Origin of the sequence: Leptospira sp. GIMC2001 (assembly GCF_028462125.1) — a bacterium.
Lineage (GTDB): Bacteria > Spirochaetota > Leptospiria > Leptospirales > Leptospiraceae.
This window is the reverse complement of the sequence record NZ_CP115468.1, coordinates 470434-494822: the sequence shown is the minus strand read 5'-3', so window position 1 is coordinate 494822 and position 24389 is coordinate 470434. Positions and strand designations below refer to the sequence as shown.

Annotated in this window: 20 protein-coding genes; 10 read left to right on the top strand and 10 right to left on the bottom strand. The window is 38.4% G+C overall.

Annotation, left to right across the window (positions count from 1 at the left end; translation table 11 throughout):
• The first annotated feature begins 46 nt into the window (after positions 1-46).
• The 6 genes from O4O04_RS03790 to chrA all read left to right on the top strand — a co-directional run bounded on the left by O4O04_RS03790 (position 47) and on the right by chrA (position 7562).
• The gene (locus O4O04_RS03790) at positions 47-463 is read left to right on the top strand and encodes a Fur family transcriptional regulator (RefSeq protein WP_272534275.1); all 417 of its coding nucleotides are present in this window, start codon (positions 47-49) and stop codon (positions 461-463) included.
• Between the two features lie 303 nt (positions 464-766).
• On the top strand, positions 767-2395 hold the full coding sequence (locus O4O04_RS03785) for a hypothetical protein (RefSeq protein ID WP_272534274.1): 1629 nt from the start codon (positions 767-769) through the stop codon (positions 2393-2395).
• Positions 2396-2553: 158 nt separating this feature from the next.
• Entirely contained in the window at positions 2554-3852 is a 1299-nt protein-coding gene (locus O4O04_RS03780; protein ID WP_272534273.1) for a tRNA nucleotidyltransferase/poly(A) polymerase-related protein, read from the top strand.
• A gap of 168 nt (positions 3853-4020) precedes the next feature.
• On the top strand, positions 4021-5394 hold the full coding sequence (locus O4O04_RS03775; protein ID WP_272534272.1) for an outer membrane beta-barrel protein: 1374 nt from the start codon (positions 4021-4023) through the stop codon (positions 5392-5394).
• Between the two features lie 12 nt (positions 5395-5406).
• Positions 5407-5874, top strand: a complete 468-nt coding sequence (locus tag O4O04_RS03770) for a hypothetical protein (protein WP_272534271.1) — start codon at positions 5407-5409, stop codon at positions 5872-5874.
• 518 nt (positions 5875-6392) lie between these two features.
• Positions 6393-7562, top strand: coding sequence for a chromate efflux transporter (chrA, locus tag O4O04_RS03765; protein WP_272534270.1), 1170 nt, complete (start codon positions 6393-6395; stop codon positions 7560-7562).
• 78 nt (positions 7563-7640) lie between these two features.
• Here chrA and O4O04_RS03760 read toward each other — a convergent pair whose 3' ends face one another.
• From O4O04_RS03760 to O4O04_RS03745, 4 genes are read right to left on the bottom strand one after another with little or no spacing between them, the layout of a single operon-like run.
• A complete protein-coding gene (locus O4O04_RS03760; RefSeq protein WP_272534269.1) occupies positions 7641-8207 on the bottom strand; it encodes a hypothetical protein in 567 nt (188 codons plus the stop codon).
• Between the two features lie 40 nt (positions 8208-8247).
• Positions 8248-10998, bottom strand: coding sequence for a preprotein translocase subunit SecA (secA, locus tag O4O04_RS03755; RefSeq protein ID WP_272534268.1), 2751 nt, complete (start codon positions 10996-10998; stop codon positions 8248-8250).
• A gap of 4 nt (positions 10999-11002) precedes the next feature.
• Entirely contained in the window at positions 11003-11686 is a 684-nt protein-coding gene (locus tag O4O04_RS03750) for a type 1 glutamine amidotransferase (RefSeq protein WP_272534267.1), read from the bottom strand.
• 8 nt (positions 11687-11694) lie between these two features.
• Entirely contained in the window at positions 11695-12291 is a 597-nt protein-coding gene (locus O4O04_RS03745; protein ID WP_272534265.1) for a thioredoxin domain-containing protein, read from the bottom strand.
• 133 nt (positions 12292-12424) lie between these two features.
• Between O4O04_RS03745 and O4O04_RS03740 the strand changes: the two genes are divergently transcribed.
• Positions 12425-12883, top strand: coding sequence for a DNA primase (locus O4O04_RS03740; RefSeq protein ID WP_272534263.1), 459 nt, complete (start codon positions 12425-12427; stop codon positions 12881-12883).
• 94 nt (positions 12884-12977) lie between these two features.
• Here the strand turns inward: O4O04_RS03740 and O4O04_RS03735 are convergent, their stop codons facing one another.
• Positions 12978-13283: a hypothetical protein gene (locus O4O04_RS03735; protein WP_272534262.1), complete on the bottom strand. Its 306-nt coding sequence runs from the start codon at positions 13281-13283 to the stop codon at positions 12978-12980.
• Positions 13284-13324: 41 nt separating this feature from the next.
• On the opposite strand from O4O04_RS03735, the gene O4O04_RS03730 reads away from it, so the two are divergent.
• The gene (locus tag O4O04_RS03730) at positions 13325-14341 is read left to right on the top strand and encodes a 6-hydroxymethylpterin diphosphokinase MptE-like protein (protein ID WP_272534261.1); all 1017 of its coding nucleotides are present in this window, start codon (positions 13325-13327) and stop codon (positions 14339-14341) included.
• Between the two features lie 90 nt (positions 14342-14431).
• Here O4O04_RS03730 and O4O04_RS03725 read toward each other — a convergent pair whose 3' ends face one another.
• Positions 14432-14611 carry a hypothetical protein gene (locus O4O04_RS03725; RefSeq protein ID WP_272534260.1) on the bottom strand — a complete coding sequence of 60 codons (180 nt, stop codon included), beginning with the start codon at positions 14609-14611 and terminating at the stop codon, positions 14432-14434.
• 106 nt (positions 14612-14717) lie between these two features.
• On the opposite strand from O4O04_RS03725, the gene O4O04_RS03720 reads away from it, so the two are divergent.
• Positions 14718-16223 carry an HDOD domain-containing protein gene (locus tag O4O04_RS03720; protein ID WP_272534259.1) on the top strand — a complete coding sequence of 502 codons (1506 nt, stop codon included), beginning with the start codon at positions 14718-14720 and terminating at the stop codon, positions 16221-16223.
• A gap of 221 nt (positions 16224-16444) precedes the next feature.
• On the opposite strand, the gene O4O04_RS03715 is transcribed toward O4O04_RS03720, so the two are convergent.
• The gene (locus O4O04_RS03715) at positions 16445-20143 is read right to left on the bottom strand and encodes a Cna protein B-type domain protein (protein WP_272534258.1); all 3699 of its coding nucleotides are present in this window, start codon (positions 20141-20143) and stop codon (positions 16445-16447) included.
• A 230-nt stretch (positions 20144-20373) separates the two neighbouring features.
• On the opposite strand from O4O04_RS03715, the gene O4O04_RS03710 reads away from it, so the two are divergent.
• Positions 20374-21162 carry a hypothetical protein gene (locus tag O4O04_RS03710; protein WP_272534257.1) on the top strand — a complete coding sequence of 263 codons (789 nt, stop codon included), beginning with the start codon at positions 20374-20376 and terminating at the stop codon, positions 21160-21162.
• Between the two features lie 65 nt (positions 21163-21227).
• Here O4O04_RS03710 and O4O04_RS03705 read toward each other — a convergent pair whose 3' ends face one another.
• The 3 genes from O4O04_RS03705 to O4O04_RS03695 form a co-directional block, all read right to left on the bottom strand.
• A complete protein-coding gene (locus O4O04_RS03705) occupies positions 21228-22088 on the bottom strand; it encodes a hypothetical protein (RefSeq protein WP_272534255.1) in 861 nt (286 codons plus the stop codon).
• A complete protein-coding gene (locus tag O4O04_RS03700) occupies positions 22085-22942 on the bottom strand; it encodes an SGNH/GDSL hydrolase family protein (protein ID WP_272534254.1) in 858 nt (285 codons plus the stop codon). Before O4O04_RS03700 ends, O4O04_RS03705 begins: the two co-directional genes overlap by 4 nt.
• A 210-nt stretch (positions 22943-23152) precedes the next feature.
• Positions 23153-24319, bottom strand: a complete 1167-nt coding sequence (locus tag O4O04_RS03695) for an acyl-CoA dehydrogenase family protein (RefSeq protein WP_272534252.1) — start codon at positions 24317-24319, stop codon at positions 23153-23155.
• Positions 24320-24389: the final 70 nt, after the last annotated feature.

Genomic DNA, 24389 nt, shown 5'->3' with positions numbered 1-24389 from the left:
ATAATTTTTTCCTTTACGGACATGCCAAAATTCTAAGAATGTAAGCATGTCTAGTATTCAAGCTCCGGTCGAAATCCTAAAAGGTGTCGGGTTAAAAATTACCAAGAACCGCGAGCAAGTTATTTCCATTCTCCAGGATTCAGATCGTCCACTCAACCACCAAGAAATCATGGAAAAGTTACCCAAAGGGCAATCTTGGGATCGTGTAACGATCTATCGTGCCCTAGCCGACTTAGAAGAAAAGAAAATTCTAAATACTATGCTATCTGGAGACAGAGTTACATATTTTGAACTCAAAGAAAAGCTATCTCTCCACAACCACCACGGTCATATAATCTGCGATAACTGCGGTTTGATTGAGTGCGTTGATGACCTAGACAATCATATTCCGAAAACTCTCAATGGATTCAAGATCCAAACCATGGAAGTCACTTTTCATGGACAATGCAAAAGCTGCCAATAAATCAGTTTACGTACATTTAGCGATATATAGAATAATCTCATCCTCACTACCCCTTATCTATAATTTACGGTCGAAATAGGCACCACTAAAATTTAAATTCGTGAACGGGCTATTAACATTTTAGAATTCGATTCTGAATCAACGTATTTTGAAATTTTTGAGATTGCTCTTTTTGGCAAATCTGATTTCTAGCAAACATTTACAATCATTTATCCAGAATTAGTCCAAATTTTTCAAATATTTCCATTCGAATATTCACAATACAAGTTGACATTTGTAGTCTACATGTTGTTATTGTTTTCTATGATAATCTTACAATTCAAGAGAATAATTCTTCTATTAGTATTTTCGGTTTTTCTAAATCAATGCGAATTATTAATTCCCCAAGAAGACAACTCGGATCGAGACGCACAGAATCTGCTTTTATTCCTAGCTCTAACTAGCGGATGCGACATTGGCAATTCAGGATTTTGGACCATTGATTTTACTACTGGGGAAGACCAATGCGTTCGGGTTAGGAAAGTTGCCGAAGGCAATTCGGTGATTCTCTTTGAAGAGGTAGGATTGGATGAAATTCGTGCAGAACTCGGGATTTTAATCAATCCCAGTTATTCAGGAATTCTTTCTCAAATCGAAGCTAGATTTCCGTTGCTAAAAGATGCTATAGGTAATCCGTCCGATATAAACGGAGATGGTAAAGTTGCTATTGTCTTTCTGAATATTAGTACATTCTTTACCGGGGGATCTTTTGTAGCTGGGTATTTCAACCCATTGGATCTATTCAGTGCTCCCGCCTTTTCAGGAATTAATACCAATCAGAGAGAAGTCATATTTGTTGATGCAATTTACCTTACTGCACTGGGTAACAATACCCAAGGAGCAAGTATTCCTCGAGACTTAATGTCAACGGTTTTCCATGAATTGCAACATTTAATCCGATATCCTTGGGAAGTGGGAAAGGGCAATGCCACAGCACCCCTTCAATTTCCAAGAACTCAGTCTGAATTGAACACATTGTTAGATACGGATTCGCTTTGGATCAATGAGGGAACTTCTGAGCTGGCAAGTGACATAGCCGGATACGGACCACAAGAATCAAGACTTGCATGTTTGAGAGCTGATCCAGCTTACGGCTGTCAGAATTTATTGAATGGCAAGAGTCTCTATAGATTCACTAATCGGATCATCGACTATTCGCTTAGTTATGCTTGGATGGCAAATCTCTACCATAACGCAGGCAACACTCTTGCTGAGCGAAACCAATTCCTTAAAGCAACGATTCAAGGTGGGACTTTTAATCGACGAGGTAAAAATATTTTTGATCTCACTTCGCTTTTTCGAACCAATGCTCCGCGATTCAATTCAACAATCCTATCCTCGAATTCGACAACAGTTCACGGCAATATTACAGGAAGTTTTTTTGCAAATTTTTTCAAATATCCAAATGCTGCAACCACTACTTCTCGTTTAAATCTTACTGCAAGTTCGACGAATATTTCTTCAGTCGGTGGTGGAACTGGTTTGTTAACAACCTACGCTCTTCCAAGCACGTTGGATGCATTAGTTAAACAACCAGGCAATGTTAGCCTGATCAATAATAGTCCAACCAACTTCGACCTGAATCCGGGTCAGATCTATCGGGTCGCTGGTACGGCTCCTGCTCTCTCGTTCACGAGCAATATTCATGTCTTTCAGAATGGACTTGGGGGATCAGAAGAATATGTAATATTCAATGGGAACCTTAATGAGACAAATAGCTCGAGTACTTTCGTAAGTTCTGTTAAAGCATCTGGCTCAAATATGATAGACCAAATGGATCTGCATAGGAAGCCGAATTTGAATCTTCCCATCATATCAGGTAGAGCGGGAATCCATGCTGCAGAATACATCCAAAGACGTAATGCTTGGAAAATCCTCCAGACGATGGAATAGGATACAATGGACTGAGTTTGATATTTCGGAATTTCCAAGGCTTTTAAGTCTTGGATAAAACTTTCTATCTTACCTGAGATTTTCTAATCTCAGGCATACAAAACCGCTCCTAATTTGCAGATGATTTATAAAGAGAGTGTAATAGATTGGGTCTAGATATGAGTTCCCAACTGGACCTAAGTCTAATCCCATCAGAACATCTTACAAATCTACAGATCATCAGTCAAACCTTGCGGGAAAAGGGAGAAACCTGCTATCTAGTTGGTGGATCTGTCCGAGATCTCTTTCTTGGCAAAATACCGCATGAATATGATCTCACTACTTCTGCACTTCCGAGGATTGTACAAGCATCCTTTAAGAGAGTGATCGAGACAGGAATTGCACATGGAACTGTTACGGTTTTATTTGGCAAAAATGCCTACGAAATCACAACTTTTCGATCGGATGGCGAGTATACTGATGGCAGACGACCGGATGACGTCCAATTTGGAGTAAGTTTGGAGGCCGACTTAGAGAGGCGAGATTTTACAATGAACGCACTCGCCTTGAACATTGAGACAAATGAACTTTTTGACTTCCATAATGGGATCGACGATATTCAAAATCGCATCATTCGAACCATAGGCAACCCGATTCAGAGATTTACAGAGGATGGCTTGAGACCGATAAGAGGAATCCGATTCGTTGCAAGCTTGGGATTTGAACTAGATCGAGAAACGATTAATGCATTCGCTCCGACTAAAGCTATCACTGCCAAAATATCGGTTGAAAGATTTACTGCAGAAATTCGCAAAATTCTCTATTCTTCAAATCTCGAGAGAGGAATAGACCTACTTATCGAGCACAACTACTTTGAATTGCTCCTTCAAAACAAACCACTCATTCAACCCAAAAAGAATATTCTAAATCTCCTTGCTTCCATTGAAAAGGCACCAGAAGGATTCTATTGGGCAGTCTTGTATTATGTTTGGTTTGCAAATGATAATCCAAAACCTGAATTCTTTCGCAAGCTCAAACTATCCAATCAAATTGAGAAAGAAGCAAAATTGATTCTAGAAATTTGGAAAGAGATATTTGAACGAAATTCTACACAGTTCTCCGAAACGGAAATCAAGACATGCATTCTAAGACCGATCCGCGATTTTTTGGCAAAATCTCCCTATTCTCTTGAATCAGAAATTCTCAGTATTCTAACTTCCAGTGGCAACCTAGCATTTCCCAATTTTGGAAATAAATTATTTCAAATTTATTCAAAAAAAGAACCCTTGCTCCTCAACGATCTTGCTATAAACGGGAATCTCATCAAAAAACATTTTCCGGATATCGCAGGAAAAGAACTTGGTCTACTGTTGAATCATCTTTTAGAGAAAATAATTGAATTTCCAGAAAAAAATTCCTTAGATGAATTGCTCACTCTTTCCAATTCTTGGATAAAAAATAGATCAGATCGTACTTAATCTAATCGATCTGGTTTTTTTTTCCGTTGAATTGTACAGAATCTAGGCATATTTTTTAGAATCTATATAATCATTTTGCACAAACCAATCATAATGTATAAAAAATGAGTTCTACGGACTCTGGTACACTATTTGCAACTAGTATGAGCATATAGGAGAAATAGGATAATGAAAAAGTTTTTATCAAGACTTGCCATTTTAAGTCTCATCCTAAGTGCTTCCTCTGTATTCGCTCAAGCAACTCCTGCTGAGCCAGCAGAAAAGCCATGGTATGAGAAAGTGGAGTTTTCCGGTTTTGTTGATGTATATTTTATGTACAACGGTAACAATAAGGAAGGCAGAAACCCAGATACGACTGGTGGACTGAACACATACAATAAACAATTTCAAGTTGCGGCTGTGGAGTTGGATATTGAGAAAGTTGCGGATAAAGAATCTCCTTGGGGTTTCCGAATCGATTTCCAAAATGGAACTAACAACCCTTACCAAGAGAATCCATATACTGCAGTAGGTGGAACTTACAACATGAACTTGCTACAACAAGCTTATGTTTCTTTCTACTTTGACGTTCTTGGTGGATTGACAGTGGATATGGGTAAGATGGCAACTCACATTGGTTATGAGGTAATTGAGTCTATGGACAACCTCAACTACAATGTTGGTTATATCTTCTTCAACACTGTTCCATTTATCAACACTGGAGCTAGAGCGAATTTGGCACTCAATGACAATTGGTCATTAGGTCTTTTCCTTTACAATAGTGCTGGTGGAACAGGAGCTGATGCAGCTTTGTATGCAAACGGTAAGAACGGTTACGGCGATGGTAACACAAGAAGAAAGGCAGTTGGAACACAACTATCTGGAACAATCATCGAAGGTAAATTGGATGTAACTTGGAATACATTGTATGGTATTGACGGACAGACTGGTCGCCAAAACAACGCTGATGTATGGGTTTCCGAGTCTACAGGCGTTCCTCTATTGCCAAAAGAAGCTGGAAGAAATGACTATTGGAGTGTTAACAACGTAATCATTGAAATAACACCAACTGACAAATTCTATCTTGCACTTGACTATACTCAAGGTGAGAAAGGTGGAGCAGCTGGTAATGCTTATGATGGTAACCAATTCACAACTCCCGTTGGTGACCTATCTCTAGCGAGAAGTGATGCAAAAGCTAGATACACATACCGAACCTACGGAATCTGGGCAAAATATGACTTCACAGACACTTTTGCTCTTGCTCTTCGATATGAGAAGATCGATGATTCTAGAAACGGCGGTGCACTTGGTGTTGGTGGAAGAATTGGAGCGAACGAAAGATATGACCTTCAATACAACAATACTCTAGGTTATAGAAATTTTTACCTAGGAAGCGCACAAACTTTTACTGTTACACCTACTTACAAATGGGGTGAAAACGTAATCGTAAAATTGGACTTGAGAAGAGACCAAGCTCAAGGTTCGCAATTTGTTAACGAAAAAGGACAACCTACTAGCCACCAAAATGGAGCTACTTTAGGTGTCGTGGCCAAATTCTAAAGGAGAAACGGCATGAAAAAATTGAACATGAAAACGATCATAGCCATTGCTTCTGCTTCTATCTTGCTAGCTTTCGCAACTAATTGCAACAGCTCTATGGAAGAAAGCAAAGATGACCCTACATTGTTGCAGTATCTCATTACAAGCAATGCAGCAGTTCCAACTGGTAACCAAGCAACTTGCTTAGGAGCAATTCAACTTGCGAACTCTTGTGTTGGAGGAAATGTTACTGGTGAAGGTTACAATCCTACGGACTACTGTTTCCAAGGTAACGAAGCATATCACGCATCTGATTTTGCAACTTGTATCGCAGGTAAAGTAAATGAAACTAGCTGTAATTTGTCTGAGAACAAGTATATCGACAAAGCTGCTGCTACAGAAGGTGCATTTGCGGATTGTTTTGCGGCAGCGACACTTGCTCAGTGTAGAGCGGCTGCAGGAACAAACATCACCGAGCTTCTTGCTTGCAACAACCCATAATCTAGAAATAGATTAGAACTATGATAGCCATAGTAAGATCAAGAAATTGATTTTGTGGCTATCTCAAAAAAACCAAGGGGATCGGAGCTAAACCGACCCCCTTTTTTTTTTGATGAATAGGAAAAGGTACTTTTGAAATAGAATTTCAAAAATCTCAACAGCTATATTAAGCAACGCTATCTATCCTAATAGGAATCTAAATCTGAATCTCATTCCAAAAACTGAATCTCTGACTCCAATATCTATATCCAAATTTATATCAGAACCGTAATCTAATTCTAAACTTCTAAATACTCATTGACAATCTAATTTCGAAATCAAAAATTTTATAAGATCCCTCCCAAAGGCAAAAAAAAACTTACTGAAGGGAAAATTAAATTACGTGAACTCATCGGCGAGATACTTGATTAGAATTGGGAAAAAAAATTGCGATCAATTTTGGATAATGATTAAAATTCGGATGAAGCTAACAAACTTCATAAATATTTAGAAGCAGATTTATAACAAAGGAAGATAAAGTGAAACATATCGAAGTATTCTTAACGGCTCTTAGGCTCGGTTTAACTTCATTTGGAGGACCCATTGCTCATCTAAGCTATTTTCATGACGAATACGTAGTCAAGAAAAAGTGGATCAGTGAACAAGCATATGCAGATCTGGTCGCTCTATGTCAATTTCTTCCAGGTCCTGCAAGTAGCCAAGTCGGCATGGCTATCGGTCTTTCAAGATCTGGAATTTTGGGAGCGATTCTTGCTTGGATTGGATTTACTTTGCCCTCCGCAATAATCCTTGTATTATTTGGACTGGGGATGTCCTTCATAAATGCTGGCGAGCATGAACATTGGCTTCATGGTTTGAAGGTTGTTGCTGTATCAGTAGTAGCCCAAGCAGTTCTCGGAATGGGTAAGAAACTCTGTCCTGACAAAGAAAGAATTACTATTGCGTTATTGTCAGCTGTTCTGGTTTTATTTATAAACTCTTCCCTAATTCAGGTTTTAATTCTTATTCTAGCTGGCATTTTTGGAATTTTCTTTCTCAGAACTACACCCGAACTTCCCCATGATCGAATTCATACGGGAAGTCGCAAAGTCGCTGCTGGTTTTCTGATTCTTTTTATATTACTATTAGTTGCACTGCCTATAGCAAGAGTGATCTATCCAATCCAATCAATCAAACTATTTGATAGTTTCTATCGGGCAGGTGCGCTCGTCTTTGGTGGCGGACATGTTGTTCTTCCTTTGCTTCAAGCAGAAGTTGTGCAGGCAGGTTGGGTTACTAACGATTTATTTATGGCAGGATACGGAATGGCAAATGCGATTCCAGGTCCACTGTTTGCATTTAGTGCTTATTTGGGGACGGTCTCTTCCTCATCACCTAATGAGTGGACAGGTGCTATTATCTGTTTGGTTGCAGCATTTTTGCCTTCGTTTCTATTAGTCGTTGGTGCAGTTCCTTTCTGGGAGAAGCTAAGAACTATTCCAAAAATTCGCCAGTCTATGCTCGGAGTTAATGCAGCAGTTGTTGGAATACTTTTGGCTGCTCTCTACAATCCAGTTTGGACGAGTGCGATATTTTCATCTAAAGATTTTGCATTAGCTTCAATTGGGTTTGTTCTATTAGAGTATTGGAATATACCATCATGGGCAGTCGTAATTTTGACTGTAATTGCAAGCTTTCTTATATACTAAATTAACTGCAGGTTGGTAGATGGATAAGAATAATTAGAACTATCTGATACACTTAAGGCAGAATAATTCAATAACCTGTTATTTGGTTGGTGCAGGAGACGATTCGCTCGACTCCGTTTCACGATTTTCTTTATTCTGCATCAACTTCTTAATGCTAAAACCTGCATCCTGAGATCCTGGTGGAGGTGTATGATTGACTCGATCCACTTTTCCCCGTCTCATTATGACTACAATTTCATCGTCCGGCTCTGAAGTGGAAGTATACTTGCTTACGGGTCTTGTATAGATTAAATATTCTCTCTGATCTCCACCCTTATGAACGGAATCTGGTTCTCCAAGATAAGATAGAACAAAAGGACGATTCTTAGATTGGAGCGCAGACTTGATAGAACTTCTAAGTTTTAATCCTTCTAGCTGCTCTGTTGTGAGTTCAGCTCTTTGCTTTCTCTTAGTCTCTTCCTCTGTCAATAGGTCAGCTTCGGATTTTTCTAGGAATTTGGAGCATTTTTCCTTATCTTCGAAAGTCTCCATACAATTTTGAAACAAATCGTCACGATTGGAAATTCGAACTTCTTCCGATCGACAATGTTGGAATATGGATGCAATCAAAATTGCAATCGCTATCGGTTTATAAATTCCCTTCATATATTTTTACCTGTAACTGTAGCCTTACTAAGTAGTTAGACTATTTTCGATTGCGACGGCTCGACTTTCTTTCGCTCACACCGCCCGCACTAACCGAAGAAGTTACCTTAGGCTTTGTGGACATATCGACTGGTGATGATCCAGGTAACATACCACCGTTAGAATTTTTGCCAAATGTACTAACACCTTGTTTATGTTCTTCGCCAATTTTTTTGTATTCTTTCTTTTCATCTTGAGATGGTGCTTTCTCAGTAATCTCAACACGGAAAAGAAAACTGATGATTTCGTTTTTGAAGCTCTCAACCATCACATCGAACATTCTGAAACCTTGGAGCTTGTATTCAACCAGTGGATTCTTTTCTCCATAACCAACAGCCCAGATACCATCTCTAAGGTGATCCATAGAATACAAATGATCCTTCCATCTATGATCAAGAATCTCGAGGAAAATATTTCTTTCTACAGTCTTCCAGAAATCTACTCCGACAGATTCAGCCTTCTTAGAATAAGCATCTTTGAATGCCGCAAATAGATCATCAAAAAGTCCGATCTGTGGCTTAGGCAATTTACTATAGTCGCTCGCATTGAGAACTTTGTTAATGCCAAGTGTCTCAATCCATTCATTCAATGGTTCAAGATGCCAAGAATTCGTATTATTGCCTTCACAATGATTCACGATTTGAGATTCTACAACTTCTTCCATATATTCGAAAATCTTATCAGAAACATTCTCATAGTCTAATATTCCATTTCGAATCTCATAGATAAACATCCGCTGACGATTCATAACATCATCATATTCTAAAAGATGTTTTCTTATATCAAAATTATGGCCTTCCACTCGCTTCTGTGCTTTCGCAATTGCTGAAGATACCCAAGGATGTTCAATTTCTTGCCCTTCTGGCATCTTAAGAGAAGTCATGATTTTAGAAATACGATCTGATCCAAAAATTCTCATCAAATCATCATTTAACGAAAGATAGAAACGACTCGAACCCGGATCTCCTTGCCTTCCCGATCGTCCTCTTAACTGATTATCGATTCGTCTTGATTCATGGCGCTCAGTTCCTATGATATGGAGACCACCTGCTTCTTTGACAAGAAGGTTCTTCTCTTTCCATGCCTGTGCTTCTTCAAGAATCGTTCTGCATTGTTTCTTAAGATTTGGATCAGTGATACGAATCTCTTCGTTCTTTGCGTCCTCAATTTTATTCTTAAGTATCATATCACGAAATGGAATGAGATTATGATCCTTTTCGGCAAGTTCCTCGATAGTTTCTTTATACTTCTGTGATCCACCAAGAACGATATCTGTTCCCCGACCCGCCATATTGGTCGCAATTGTTATTGCTCCAGGCTTACCAGCATTAGCAATGATCTCGGCTTCTTTCTCATGGAATTTCGCATTCAAAACATTATGAGGCATGCTCATAGATTTTAATAGATTGCTTAAGGTTTCAGATTTCTCAATGGATACAGTTCCAACAAGTATAGGTTGACCATTTGTATGTCGAACCTTGATATCTTCTGCGATTGCATTGAACTTTTCTTTTTCTGTCTGATAGACCCTATCACCTTGATCAATTCTCTGGATGGTAAGATTCGGTGGAATCACAACAACATCTAAGCCATAAATCTTATGAAATTCCTCTGCTTCTGTATCAGCAGTTCCAGTCATACCAGCTAACTTAGAATAAATTCTAAAATAGTTCTGGAAAGTGATAGAAGCTAAAGTTTGAGATTCGCGAGCGATAGTGACCGACTCTTTTGCTTCCAACGCTTGATGAAGTCCATCCGAATATCGTCTACCTGGCATTAAACGACCAGTAAACTCATCGACTATAATGACTTCTCCATTCTGAACCACATAATCTACATCTTTCTTGAAAATATAATGAGCCTTTAGCGCTTGATTAACGTGGTGAACGAGGTCAACATTGTCGGGCGCATACAAGTTTTCTATACCTAGAAAAGTTTCCACTTTACCAACACCGGATTCTGTTAAAAGAGCAGAACGTGCCTTCTCATCCAATTCAAAATCTTCAGCGTCAACTAGCTTAGGAATGACTTTATCAACTCTCTGGTATTTATCAGTTGAATCATCCGAGGGTCCAGAAATAATCAATGGAGTTCTTGCTTCATCAATTAAAATTGAGTCAACCTCATCCACTATTGCAAAGAAATGTTCTCTCTGAACTTTATGTTCTTTAAATGAAACCATATTGTCTCGGAGATAATCAAAACCATATTCATTATTGGTTCCATAAGTAATATCTGCAGCGTAGGCATCTTGGCGAAGTTTATGATCCATATCATGCTGAATGATACCAACTTTTATTCCCAGAAAATCAAAAATCGGCTGCATCCAAGTTGCATCTCTTCTAGCCAAGTAGTCGTTGACTGTTACAACATGTACACCTTTACCAGCAAGAGCATTCAAGTAGATCGCCAAAGTCGATGTTAAAGTTTTACCTTCACCGGTCTTCATCTCTGCAATTTTGCCAGAGTGAAGTGCGATACCGCCCAAGAGCTGAACATCGAAGTGTCGCATACCCATCGTTCGGACTGATACCTCGCGAACAGTTGCAAAAGCTTCTGGCATGATATCATCAAGGCTCTGTCCGTCAGCAAGCCTCTTCTTCAATTTCTCAGTTTGTTTCGCAAGATCTTCGTCTGACAATGCTTGAAGACTAGGTTCCAGAGAATTAATCTCAGCAACAATGGGAATCATTTTCTTCATATCCCGTTCATGTTTGGAACCCAAGAAAAAAGATAATATTTTATCGATCATCTAACTAAACCTCTTTATCAATTATATTCAGGAAGATTTGCCTCGCGGTTGCTTCCATCTGTTTTTGTTTATCAGCCCAACCATTCATATCTGTCTTAGCTGATTTCATAAAATTGCTATGTATTTTTTTCCACACATCTAACATCGCCATGGTTGGCTCAAGATGGGCTTGAATTCCGTAAATTCTATCTTGGAAAGAGAACATTTGATTTGGATAGGTATCCGATTTCAATAAATGCTTACATCCATCAGGAATGGTGAAGCAGTCTTCATGAAGATGAAAAGCCATAATATTTGCTTTATCAATACCTTTAAATGTAGGATCATTGAGTGATAGAATTTCTAATTCACCAAATCCAGTTTCTGCGCCTTTGTCACCGACTTCAACAGATCCACCCATCGCTTTAGAAATAATTTGTGAACCTAGACAGATCCCGATCAATTTATTATTTTTCTGATCTACGCAATTTCGTACCAGTTGGTAATATGGTCGAAAAAAATTCTGCATAGAAGGATCTGCTACAGATTGAGGACCACCCATAAGTAGAATAAGATCAAAATGCAAATGCGGTTCTGGGATGAGTTGCAACCCTGGAGTATAAGCATTATGATATGTTATACGATAACCTTTTTCTTTTAAAATTTCGGCAATGATTCCGGGTCCTTCACAATCGATAAATCGAACCACCAAACATCTCATAGGTTTCTTGCTCCAATTGTATTGAAGAAAAATCTAACTTTAGAATCAGAATCTATTTCTACATCCGTTCTCTTCTCTGAAATCGAACCAATAAAATTGTAAAAAATATTCCAAGGTTTTGTTCTTACCATTATAGTTTCTGGAGTTCCCGTTACAAAAGAACCTGGTTCAATACGAAATGGGGAATCTAGAAAAATTACTGGGATCTTGATTTTTTGAGTTAAAATTTCCTGCTTCATAATCGCTTGTGCACGAATGACTGGATCGGAGCTTCCGAAATCTCCTTCAACAGATTCTGAGACTTGGATTGGATCAACGACAATATAAATTCCGAAGCGAGGATCCTTGCTGAAGCGTTCCTGAATTCTATGTAAGGTTGGAAGCTCTCTCACACAAGGAGGGCAATTGGGAGAATATACGTTCAAAGCGAGAACTTCATGCGGCAATTCCGATAGGTTTACTTTCTCCGAATTTGAGAGAAAAGCTCCCGTAAACACACCCATCCCCATCTGATCGGTCGCATCTTTCAGACAATTGCTGGAAAATAGAAATGTTAAAAGTATTAGTAAACGAGAAATTTGAAATTCGTACATTCCATAGGCCTGTATTTCCAGACTAGAAAAATTCAATTGGTATGCAAGCTTTTAAGGGATTGACTGTTGACAGATTCGGCAGTTCTCCTAATGTGGTAATCTGCAATCCCTTTCCAAGGACTTAGGAACAAACATGAGCCAGAGCCAAGATTTTGATATCGTAAAACTCATAGAATTAGCAAGACATAATAAATATGAGACCACGGTCGCAGGTTTTGCGGTTATTGACAAGCTAGAAAGAGTTCCCATCCCTAAGAAATGGAAAACTCGCAAGATCGCCGTTCAATCCCTTTATGCACTCTCGGAAGGTCTTGTACAATACAAATTCTTATCTACAGATGAGAAAGATTTGATCAAGGAAGAAGCAAGCAAAAGAGCCCCTTCACATTCCTCCAAAGCCAATCAAATTTTTGCACCAACTGCAGCTCCCGTTTCTCATGAAGAATCTGAAGAAGATGAACTACCAGTAGATGATGCTGCTTTCAAACCTGACTATGTAGATGATCGATACAATGAAGACACAATGCAAGAGGAAGGCGACCTAGACGATGACGCTTTCGAAGAAGATGCTGAAGAGGAAGAGGAAGAATAGACCATTTCCTACCAGAGAATCTTAGACCCTCAAGGGTTTCTTAGTAATTTCTCAGATCCGCATGGATTTTTCATTCATTCCACACGAGACCCGATCACTGAAGCTGGTCGGTTCGTTCACAGACACTTCTCCCAAGAAAAGAATCAAATTTCCCAGCCAAATATAGATCAGAATATTCTGATATTTGGTTGCGGTGCCCTTCATCATATACGATCCATTCTAGGTTTTTTACCAGCGAAAGAAAGCTCAGATTATAAACCTTTTTCATTTTTTTGTTTTGAACCGATTCGAGAAATATGGGAAGATTCAGAATTTCAAAGAGTAAGTTTAGATTTACAAAAACAATTTGAATCAAAAGGGATTGTATTACAATTTCATCATATTCTAGAACCGAAATCATTACCTCCTAAATCCTTTCTGACAATCTGTCATCCTTACTATTTGAGGAATCTAGAGACTGAATGGAGAAAATTCCAGTCTGAACTTGTAGATTTTTTACCTATCTCCAAAAATACTAAATCTCAAACCAATCCCTCATCTTCGATCAATGAATCTACAAAATTAGAATTTTCGAATGTATGGACATCCAACTATCTCAAAAACCTGAGCAAATACACAAAAATTCCGATCCTGAAACCAAATAGTCATGCTCAAAATCAAGCTTTAGTTTTTATTGGAGCCGCGCCAAATCTTGAGGATCAGGTAAACTGGCTAAAAGAAAATCGAGAAAATTGTTTCTATATATCTTCCGATACGGCGCTTCGTTATCTGTTTCAAGTCGGTATAGAACCGGATGCGATACTTACAGTTGATCCAAGTCGAGGGAGCTTCTTTCATTTAATGGATGCAAAGGATAAAATTCCTATCTACACATGGTTAGGTTCTCATAGGCAAGCATTTGAAAAGAATATGAATCCTTCCATTTTTCTAACGACCCATCCATTAGATCAAATTCTAGGAGAGAGTCTTGGTCTTAGTGATTCAATGATCCTTCGAAACCCAAGTCTAAATCTTGCTGGAATGGCAAAAGCACTTGCAATGTTCTGGAAAATGCCCGCAATCATTCTGGCTGGCTGGAGTCTGAAGTCATCCAGATACAAAACGCATTGTCGTGGTAGTGGTTACGAGTCTTACTATTTACCATTTACAAATCGAATCAAAACTCTAGAGAATCTATATCCACTTCGTGTCTACAAAAAGAACCTTACTTCCAAAAACCAAATTGCTATAGACAATATGTTGGGCAGTGCTGACCTTAAAGTCATTGATTTATCAGATTTTCGCAAAGCAGATCAATGTATAGATGAGCTTCGAAATATTCGAAACCATGAAATAAAATTCCAGCCAGGAGTGCAGCTCTTTTCAAAGCCAAAAATTGAATCTTGGAAATTATTTATTTCCAAACCATTGGTTGGGGTCGATTCCAGAAAATTTCGCAAATTTGCAAGTTTCTTATAATAAAAAAAATCTCTCTGTATAAAAGTCATTATTTAAAGCCTTTGGGGTTCTATTTTTATCCCTAAAGGTCGCTTTCTTGAAATGGAAAATTCAAGAGACTATCTGATAAGTTTCAAATGTCTGATTCAAATCCATTTTCTTGCGGAAATTTGGGAGAAATCTCTGATTTTCTCTCAATTCTTTCTGCAATTTCTTTTCCCTATCAATCCCTTGTAGGATTTCTTCCAATCTCTTTTGCATCATCTGATTCAGATCTTCACGGTTCACCATTGCTTTTTCCTCCATATAAACATCTTACAGTATTCCTTGGACAAAAATTGACCTAGATCGAAAAAAAATTTGCCTTCAATTGCGAATTCTGGAATATAGTTGAGTCGTGGAAGCCTCAATCAATTCGGAAGAAATTCTAGCAAAACTCCAGAATGGAGATGATGTATCGGTTACTTATCAATTCATAACAGATGAAGTTAACCAACAGGTATACGCCATGTTGATCCATATTTTGGCAAATATCGATAAATTATTTTTAGTTGAAGTTGTTTATACAGTAATCAAGGAAGCTTTGATGAATGCAGTCAAAGCTAACGCAAAAAGAGAGTATTTCACAAGAAGAAAACTTGATATAACAAATCCAGTTCAATATGAATCCGGAATGCGCGCTTTCTTAACTGATATCATCATGAATTGGAATGATCAAGAAGAATACCTCAAAGGTTCAGCGTATTATGTTTGTATTCGCATGAGACTTAAGAACCAAGAACTCATGATGATTATCGAGAACAATGCTCCTTTGTTACCAGAAGAACAGGATAGAATCCAAAAAAGAATTGATTCAGCTAAGAAATACAATGATCTATCTGACGCATTTTTGGATATGGGTGACAATCAGGAAAGCGCAGGTCTGGGAATTATTCTCAGTCAACTATTGCTCAAGAATTCTGGTATCGGTCAAGATCGATTCAAAATCTCTTCGAATGGAAAAGAAACACGCGTTAGCTTATTGGTTCCGGACAATACAGTTCCTGTAGAAATTTCCAATAAACTTAAGACGAAAATCCTCAATGAAATGGAAGGATTACCTCCTCTTCCCCAATCTCTCACAAAAATCATAAATCTTTGTAGCAATCCAGATTCTGATCTCAACATGATTGCGAATGAAATAGAAAAGAATCCAGCTCTGTCTGCTGACATTTTGAAACTATCCAACTCGGCAGGTTTTATGAGCAGACAGCGAGTAAGTACGATTCTACAAGCTGTAAAAGTAGTCGGACTTAAGAATATTCGAAATCTTCTCTATGTTACCGGTGTACGTAAGGTCATGGATGGACAATATGGCAAAGTTCAAGAAGTCTGGGATCATTCTAACAGAACTTCATACTATGCAAGATATATAGCCAATGAATCTGGAAAATTGAAATATGGTGATATAGCAGCTGTTGGTGGACTTTTACATGATCTTGGTAAATTGCTTTTGCTATCAATAGAAAAGAATTTGTTTAACAAGTTGATTGCATACCAAAAAGGAAAAGAAATGAATAACTCTACTCTGTTAGAGGAAATTTCATTGGGAATCAGCCATGCAACTCTTGGATCTCAACTTGCTAAGAAATGGGATTTTCCAGAAGATTTGATTACGATTATTGATTATCATCATAAGCCTTTCATCACTCCAGAACCTTACAAAGAAGTTGTGGAAATGGTATATCTTGCAAATATGATGTCCGATGTTCAGGAATCCAAACGTGGCTATTTTACAATTGATCCAGGGATTCTCAATAAATTTCTAGGAATCAAGGACAAAGAAAAATTTGACTCGTTTATAGAAAGAATCGAGAAGGGATATCAGATAAGCATAGCGGAAGAATCTGCGATTACGAAATGATTTATCCTAAAAGCACATCTTAGCCAATCCTTCGTAATTGCTACTCAACTGATATCAACAATTTACTGATCCAATCTGGGTAGCTTCTCATTCAGTTTAATACACAATTTGTTTAGCCAAATACGGATATATTATTGGTAATAAAACAAACTACATAGCGAAAGAGTCTTCCGCTATGTAGTCATTACAGTATTCAATTGTACTAAATTGATTACTGTTTCTCAATTCATATGAGCATTGAAGAATGAGTTTGCAGAACAACCTGCACCACCCACATCCACTATGGATTGATCAGGGTTTAGACAAAAGATTTGCCACCATCTACTGATCTGTCCTGATCCAACTGAATAGGTTCTAACCAAACCAGTTTTTTTATAGACTCGAATCACAGCGCCGGATGTAGACATATTAGCTTCATTCGACCAGTTGTAGATGCTGTAACCTCTTCTTGTCTGTGACCAAGCTGATCCTTTTAAAGTTACAGTTTCTGGACCAAATCCGTTCACAACGTCCACATCTAACTTAGCATCACCACCTAGTTTATTTCGATCATTCCAAACAACTTGATGTGGCTTAGAGGAACCAAATTCTAAATGGGAATCCAAGTCACGTGGTTTCGCATTCCACGATAGAACGATTCTCATCTCATCGTTACTCAACACTGGAGTAACTAGAATGTTTTGGTTAGATGGTGTATCATTTCCTGCACTGATCACAGTCCTATAAGCAGTTGCAATACTAGATCCAGAGACTTCTAAAGTATAATTACCCGGCGGAACATTGGTTATCGCAAATGAACCATCTGTTGCTGTTGTTGAAGCGGGTAATGTAGTGACTCCATCGATAGCTGTCGCGTAAGCACCAGAAGTAACATTGACTCCAGGACGCAATCTTACGGTCAAACCATTCATTCCCGAAGAGTTGTTATAGATAGCATTGATCGCTCGTCCTGAAATAGAAGCTGGATTATGACTACCTGGCACCATTGTTATAATATCGAAATTTGTTACCGCATTTGCTTGGATATTAACTATACCTTCCACAGTCTGATAACCAGCAGAAACAAATCTCACCTTCCACTGCCCTGCACTCAAGTTAAAAACAGAATACTGTGGTGCATTCGAAAAACTCGCGGATCCAGAGCTTAGTGAATTTGGTTGAACTCCCGCCAAAGGTCTGTTATTTGATACAGGATGAACGATGTCCAAGAAATAGGTTCCAACAAAATTGAATCCACCAGGTAATTTCACGGAACCTGCCAGAGTTCCAACACCAACATTTGGTACAAGTGGTACGGTTACTGGCGGAACTGTTCCAACCGGTGGCACTATCACTTCAATATCTTGATCCTGGAATCCTGTTGCTTGAATTCGTAGAACATAATTTCCGGGATTGATATTGTTTATCATGAAATTTCCATTTCCATCCACAGATATCGAACTGAGCGCTTGATCAATCTTGGGTTGATCTAGTCGATTTCCAGATGGAATCGAGCAATTGAATCCACTAGATGTATCACTGCTAGAGCAATCACGTCGAATATCCTGAACAAAAGATCCTGAATCATTGTATCGACCAATCGTGATACTTGCAGATGTAATCCCTGCAGTCGATATCGCATTGAAAACATTTCCCGTAATCTGTTTTCTTGGTAGATGATTTAGTGTAGAATTTAAGATAAGAATTGGTGGAACAGTCGCATAACTATTTGTTGCGACGCTTGAGTTATCAGCGCCAAAGGATGAAGCCGTTGTATGACTGAGTGGATCTACAACCAGAACTTGATAAGAACTCTGGCGGAAATTATAAGTCTCCCCAGATTTATAGATTGAATCACCGATTGTCTCTCCCACTACAGAAGTTGCATTGGATAGATTGATTGCACCCAATACAGGCAAACCTGGAATCACTTGCATACCAACAAATGCGTTGATCGCAACACCAGCCCTAGCCTGATCATTAGGAAGACCAGCTGGAAGGGTTACAACTTTTGAGCTACCACCAAAAGAATAAGAACCTCCGACCGTAACCGTGATATGTGCAATTGGATCTCCATTGCTATTTGTGTTACCCAAAAGGATTACAAACAGTCCGGTAAGATTTGTATAATTTGTGGCAACTGCAGAATTAACTATTTGATCTCTCACAGTGATAGAACCTGCGATTTGGGATCTTCGATCCGACGGAGTCATTGAAATAGTTCCTGCATTGTAATCTATTCCATTGAGCGTTAGAACCAATGGATTCGTGGAACAATCTGTCTCTATACCGCAGTAGTTCGCATAACCTGGAGCAGATACATAGTAAGCCCATTTGCCTGCTACGGCTTCAAAAAATACGGACAGATCTGAAGAGCGAACTTCATATACTTTATTGCCATAGGTTGAATAATTCCATGGTCCAGCACCTTGGTTCGTTTGAATACAAGATGAGGAAAAATTGCCTTGAAGAACACAATTGTTCAGTACGTTAGCATTTGATTGCGATAGCCACAATTTGATTAGATCTCGTATCTCATCATCTTGTAAAAGATAGAGAAGATTTGCTGGTGGTTGATCAGCTGCTGGACGAAAATTGATCACAGATCCAGGAACATAATTGAGTGCTCCGTGCTCAACTCGACCTGTAATATTTGATGGTTTAGGAACTACAAATAGATTCACGGAAGATTGAGTTCTTACAGATCCAGCAGAATGTGGAGTAAACAAAAATGAACTCGAAGCTGGATAGGTTATGGTTGTTCCGTTATTGGATCCAACTGCTTGAACAGAATATACACCTGCAGCTAAATTGGATGCACTTAGAGAATACGCGCCGGCTCCATTTATAGAAGCAGTAGCGACAACGTTACCAGATGGAACAATCAATTGAAGATTATATATTGTCGTACTATCAGAATTGACTGCAGCATTATAAACATTTCCAGTAACACTTATGGAACTAGTTGTAGCTGACATCCAATTCAAGCTAGAAGTGGGCGCGGTTAAATGAGTAACGTTAGACGGAATGGATCCTTCAAATTGAAATCGAATATCTTGAACAATATCAGCAAAAGGAAGTCCGTGTGGTTGATTTCCAGAATCTCCCAAAATCTCAATATTGTAGTGACTGTTTTCTAAGTTCGCAAATGAAAATTCGTAGTTACCGGAAGCATCAGTAACTGTTGTCGCTAATATTGTACCATCTTGGCTCATAAAATTGACAGTTAGACCTGACAATGGTCCGGCCGAGACTACAACATCCCCATTGAATCCACCTGTGATTACACTTCCTGTGATTAAAGCTGGACCGGATGTGTAAAAAGCTCGCTCCGCATAAATTTCACCTAATGATACTTCAGTGATACCGCCAGGTGCTGTAGGATTGTGTGTAAAATTAAAATCTGCAAAAGTATAATTGAGACCATACCCCGACTCGATCAAAACTCGATAATTATTATTCGGTAAATTCTCAATATCAAAACTGAAGCTTCCATCGGAATTGAGATTTACAACTTGAATAACGGTTCCGTTCGGTGCTACCAATTGAACTTGTATAAGAGATAGATTCACACAATGCGGATGATTCGGTGATCCGGGCTGACCGCAGACATCATTCGAAGATGAGTTAGCGATAACCGGAATTATTGTTCCATTGATAGTTGCAGGTCCAGACGTTGCGACTTCTTGTTGAGCGTTAGATTGAGGTATTCCATCGCCATTTTGTCCAGCCTGGGGATTCGTTCCTAAATTTTCTGGAAGGGTTTCACCGTTAGCATCTTGTGCAGCATCCTGACCGGCCGAGCCTCCTCCAGCACCTAACAGAAGTAACCAGAACGCAGAATCTTTTTTCTTACCAGAGCATCCAACAGTAAATGCAAAACTAGCAAGTATAAATGAATATAGGAATATCCTAATAAACGAAGAGAGAAAACTTTTCATATAAACCTCAAATGAGACAATTTTTCGCTAAAACAGAAGCCAACCGTACAGGTTGTACCACTAGAGGTAACAGACGAAATAATGTATAAAAAGTCAACAATAAATAAACAAAAAGACATATCTGCCATGCATGATGTTTATTATGTCGCATTAGCTCAAATTTCCGAAGGTCTAGATGTGCAAAACGATTCAATTTTGCTATTTCATTCGTCGAAACTAGATACAGAGCTATGAAAAATATATCTTTTTGGATCATTCTGACTTGGATTGGATTTACGACCATTTCCAATAATCCCGTTCCCAGCTATGGTACATGGATTGAGGACTCACTTGGTTTGGAATTCCAATATCCAAGAGGTTGGTTCAAAACTATAGAAAGATCGCCTTCTAACCTTGTAGTAATGTTAGAAAAAGATAATAAAGCAATATTGCGGATTGATACACAAGAACGACCTAAAAATTGGGATACGGACCGATTTATTGAAGAGAATCTCGATCTCTATCTAAGAAAATTTCCAGATCTGAGGGTGATTCAAGAAGTGAGACTTGGAAACGAATACAATGGTTTCGACGAAGCTCATTTTCTAGTTATTCATTACCATGAAGACAATAGCCTTGTAACCAATCGATTTATTTTCGCAAAGAAAGATACAGACTATTTTATAATTCAAGCAAAAGTGATACGCAAACACTACTATACTTATCGCAATGAAGTTGATCTATTCATGAAATCTTTTCATTGGGAAAGTCCGTCAAGAACTAGATGGCGAAATGATTCACTTAGCTATTTGAATCCATCTCAAGATGAGACGACCATAAAATACATTCGCGATACTCTAAGACCCAAAGAATCTAACTCTAACTTTTTTAGACCAAGTAATTCTTTTACACCGAACGCTGATTCTCCATCTTCTGAGAATTCCAAAAGGCCTATTCGAGATCTTGAGCCGGGGAAAAATCCACCATCTGGTGGAGTCGAGCCTGTTCCAGTTCAAGAGCCAAGCCCTGAACCTATATAATTTTTTCTCATGAAAATTCTTAGGTTATGTTTAGTGATTGGTCTGAAAGATTTTAATCTCCGAAGTTAATACCAAAAGTAGAAATAACTTAATCGAACTTGGCGATCGAACAGTCTGTCATCAATCACTGGGAATCCAGCGGAAACTGCAAATGTACCGACATCTGATTTGTAGGATATTCCTGGATATACATTTCCGTAGCGAGTATTTGTATCAATTTCCTTATTGTAGGGGATGCGAGTTTCTGCTTCGAGAAATCCTGTTAAGAAATCCGTAAACCCATAGGAGACAGAAGCACCTACTTTGTAGTGGCGACGAAATTCTTCATTATAGGATTCATTAAATTTGGAATTGGTTTCGGATTGGAATTCAATATTGGCAAGTATCTGAAACCCAATGAATTGAAATCCGCCACCGATGTAAGGTCGAACCAAATATAAGTTCGGATTGACAGTTTCCGTCTTAGGAATATGTGAATCTTTGCTATATCCATACAGTCCCATCCCAAACAACCAGTCTTTTCCTTCCCAAGCTGACTTGACTCCGAAACCTATTCGATCTCTTGCCTTGTAAGAACCCGAATCGGTATTTGTAAAGTTTGTATAACCAGTATTAAATGCAAACGATAGATTTTCTAAAGCTTTGAACTCACCTTCTACAATTCCTTTTTTACTATTCTGATAGGTCTCTCCGTCTCTTCGTTCCCAGCTTGTTCCATCGAGTTGAATTTTAGAATACAATCCAACTGCTTGGATATTTAAAGGATGTCGAAATTTGGAAGAATTCTCTTGAGCTGAAATCGAATCTGCAGAGAAAATATAGATTACTGCAATGGAAAAATATAATGTATATTTGCAATTCTTAACTAAAAAATGAACAGCTTTAGAGATATTGATTGAGTGAGATGAATTTTTAAAATACTTCACTTTTCATCTCCTGTAGTTACTTTAAGCTGTAACACGTACTTGTCTGTTATTGTTTTAAAACCCAATGAAGTGGGATGAATACAATCAAACATATTTCCGGCATCTGAATAAGGTGGACCACCTAAATTTCCTCTTAGATTGATATACACCAGACCAGGTATTTCAAAAGTCAGATTCTGCAGGAAATCATTGAATAGATCTAAATTTCCTGATGTGAATTGCTGAATCTGAGAATCAGCAAATCCCGCTGCAAGTAATGATGACCTACAAGATGTAGAGGATAGTTGATTCTCATTCAGTGGGTTGGGATAATCATAGCCATGAATGATCCAGATTAAAGGTTCACCTCCGTATTTATTTTGTTTGTGGAGATTTCCTGAATAGACGATCGTCTTTAGATTGGATTCGAATTCTGCAAATCTCTTTGCTCTCTCTCCTATTGGATCCAATACATATGCTCCTGGATTGAATTGTAAATCATTTCCACCCAAAGATAAGAGCATATATTTTATATCTGCTCCTGCTTGATCAATTACTTGAATATGAAGTCCTCCTGATAGCACTCGCGAGATTTCTTGTCCACCCAAGGTCGCTCCTGTGATTTTATAATCGTATGAATTCTCGAGATGGTATCTAAGAGTTTGAATTGCTGGAGCACCAAATAAAAGATCCGTCCAACTATCTCCCAACATTCCAAAACGAGTTCCATTGGAATTTCCACAATTTGCAAAAGAGTAGCATAGCAGATTTTCTACAAGATTATCATCTTTCTTCTTTGATGTGTCGCAGTTTATAGTAATTAAAAATGAAAGAATAAGAATAAAATTGGTGGAAAAAGTTCGACTAATCTTCATTCCTTAAAGCCTAGAATTGATTCATAGAAAATCAACCGATAATTTCTGCTAAATTGTGTAGTTTGGAAATATCAGAGAAAATATTTTCGCGAAAATTGCTAATTTTTTATTAGAAACACCCATATTTTATAATACAGATTTCTACATAGTCATAAAAAAAGGTGACCCAAGAGTCACCTTTTTAGTGTCAGTTGTTAGACCAAAAAACGATCAATCTTTGTTGGAAGCTGCTTCCTTGATTACGTAAGCTGCGATCTCGTTTTTCTGGATCTGAGTAGTTCCTTCAAAAATACAAAGAATCTTAGCATCACGCATCAATTTCTCAACTGGATATTCTTTCGTATATCCATAACCACCATAGATTTGAACTGCATCGAGAGAGTTTTGCATCGCCATTTCTGAGCAATAAGCTTTTGCGATAGCAGAATACTTTGGCAAGTTTGGATCATTTGCGTCAGCCATTCTCGCAGCTTTATAAGCGATCTCTCTAGAAGTTTCTAATTTGATAGACATATCAGCTAACATATGTTGTACGGCTTGGAATGTTGAAATTTTGGTTCCAAACTGCTCTCTTTCTCTTGAATATCTACTTGCGTAGTCCATACAAGCTTGAGAAACACCAACACCCATCACAGCAACGAAAGGTCTAGAAGCGTTAAGTGTTTGAAGAGCATAGATAAAACCCATATTCTCTTTACCAACCAATGCATCTTCGCCAACTTCACAGTCTTCGAAAATGATCTGTCTTGTGTCAGAGGAACGGATTCCTAATTTGTCTTCTTTCTTACCGACAATTAATCCTTTTGCAGTCTTAGGAACATAGAAGCAAGATACTCCACGAGTTCCTCTGTTTCTATCAGTATATGCGAAAACTGTAAAATAGTCTGCTAATCCACCACCAGTGATCCATTGTTTTGCACCATTGATGATCCATTTATCGCCTTTTTTCTCGGCACGAGTTGTCATTCCAGGAACGTCAGATCCAGCTCCAGGTTCGGATAGACAAAATGATACTCCAACGGAACCATCAGCGATTCCTGGTAGCCATTTCAATTTCTGCTCGTGAGTTGCACCCTTCAAAAGTGGGAGCATTCCAAGTCCAGTGTATGCAAAGCCAAGAGCGATTCCCAAACAACCTCTTGAAAGTTCTTCGATTGCAAGGCACTGCTCAACAGAGCCAAGTCCCCAACCACCGTATTCTTCTGGAATCACAAGACCGTTGATTCCAAGCTCATTTCTCATTTTTGCTAGGAGTTCGACTGGTGCTTTATTCTCTTCATCCCAATGGATGGCTACTTCATGTGTAATTTCTTTCTTAACAAAATTCCAAACTAGGTTTCGGATTTCCAATTGTTGCTCAGTAAATGGCTGGTACATCGATTGTTTACCCTTCTCTTGACTGTCTTTCTTTCTAAGTTTTTGGAAGCTGTTTATAAGGCAAATCAAT

Excerpts from the sequence above, each read along its gene's own strand:
- O4O04_RS03790 (WP_272534275.1), top strand. The coding sequence starts at position 47 with ATGTCTAGTATTCAAGCTCCGGTCGAAATCCTAAAAGGTGTCGGGTTA.
- O4O04_RS03785 (WP_272534274.1), top strand. The coding sequence starts at position 767 with ATGATAATCTTACAATTCAAGAGAATAATTCTTCTATTAGTATTTTCG.
- O4O04_RS03780 (WP_272534273.1), top strand. The coding sequence starts at position 2,554 with ATGAGTTCCCAACTGGACCTAAGTCTAATCCCATCAGAACATCTTACA.
- O4O04_RS03775 (WP_272534272.1), top strand. The coding sequence starts at position 4,021 with ATGAAAAAGTTTTTATCAAGACTTGCCATTTTAAGTCTCATCCTAAGT.
- O4O04_RS03770 (WP_272534271.1), top strand. The coding sequence starts at position 5,407 with ATGAAAAAATTGAACATGAAAACGATCATAGCCATTGCTTCTGCTTCT.
- O4O04_RS03760 (WP_272534269.1), bottom strand. The coding sequence starts at position 8,207 with ATGAAGGGAATTTATAAACCGATAGCGATTGCAATTTTGATTGCATCC.
- secA (WP_272534268.1), bottom strand. The coding sequence starts at position 10,998 with ATGATCGATAAAATATTATCTTTTTTCTTGGGTTCCAAACATGAACGG.
- O4O04_RS03745 (WP_272534265.1), bottom strand. The coding sequence starts at position 12,291 with ATGTACGAATTTCAAATTTCTCGTTTACTAATACTTTTAACATTTCTA.
- O4O04_RS03740 (WP_272534263.1), top strand. The coding sequence starts at position 12,425 with ATGAGCCAGAGCCAAGATTTTGATATCGTAAAACTCATAGAATTAGCA.
- O4O04_RS03735 (WP_272534262.1), bottom strand. The coding sequence starts at position 13,283 with ATGATTTCGGTTCTAGAATATGATGAAATTGTAATACAATCCCTTTTG.
- O4O04_RS03725 (WP_272534260.1), bottom strand. The coding sequence starts at position 14,611 with ATGGTGAACCGTGAAGATCTGAATCAGATGATGCAAAAGAGATTGGAA.
- O4O04_RS03715 (WP_272534258.1), bottom strand. The coding sequence starts at position 20,143 with ATGAAAAGTTTTCTCTCTTCGTTTATTAGGATATTCCTATATTCATTT.
- O4O04_RS03710 (WP_272534257.1), top strand. The coding sequence starts at position 20,374 with ATGAAAAATATATCTTTTTGGATCATTCTGACTTGGATTGGATTTACG.
- O4O04_RS03700 (WP_272534254.1), bottom strand. The coding sequence starts at position 22,942 with ATGAAGATTAGTCGAACTTTTTCCACCAATTTTATTCTTATTCTTTCA.
- O4O04_RS03695 (WP_272534252.1), bottom strand. The coding sequence starts at position 24,319 with ATGTACCAGCCATTTACTGAGCAACAATTGGAAATCCGAAACCTAGTT.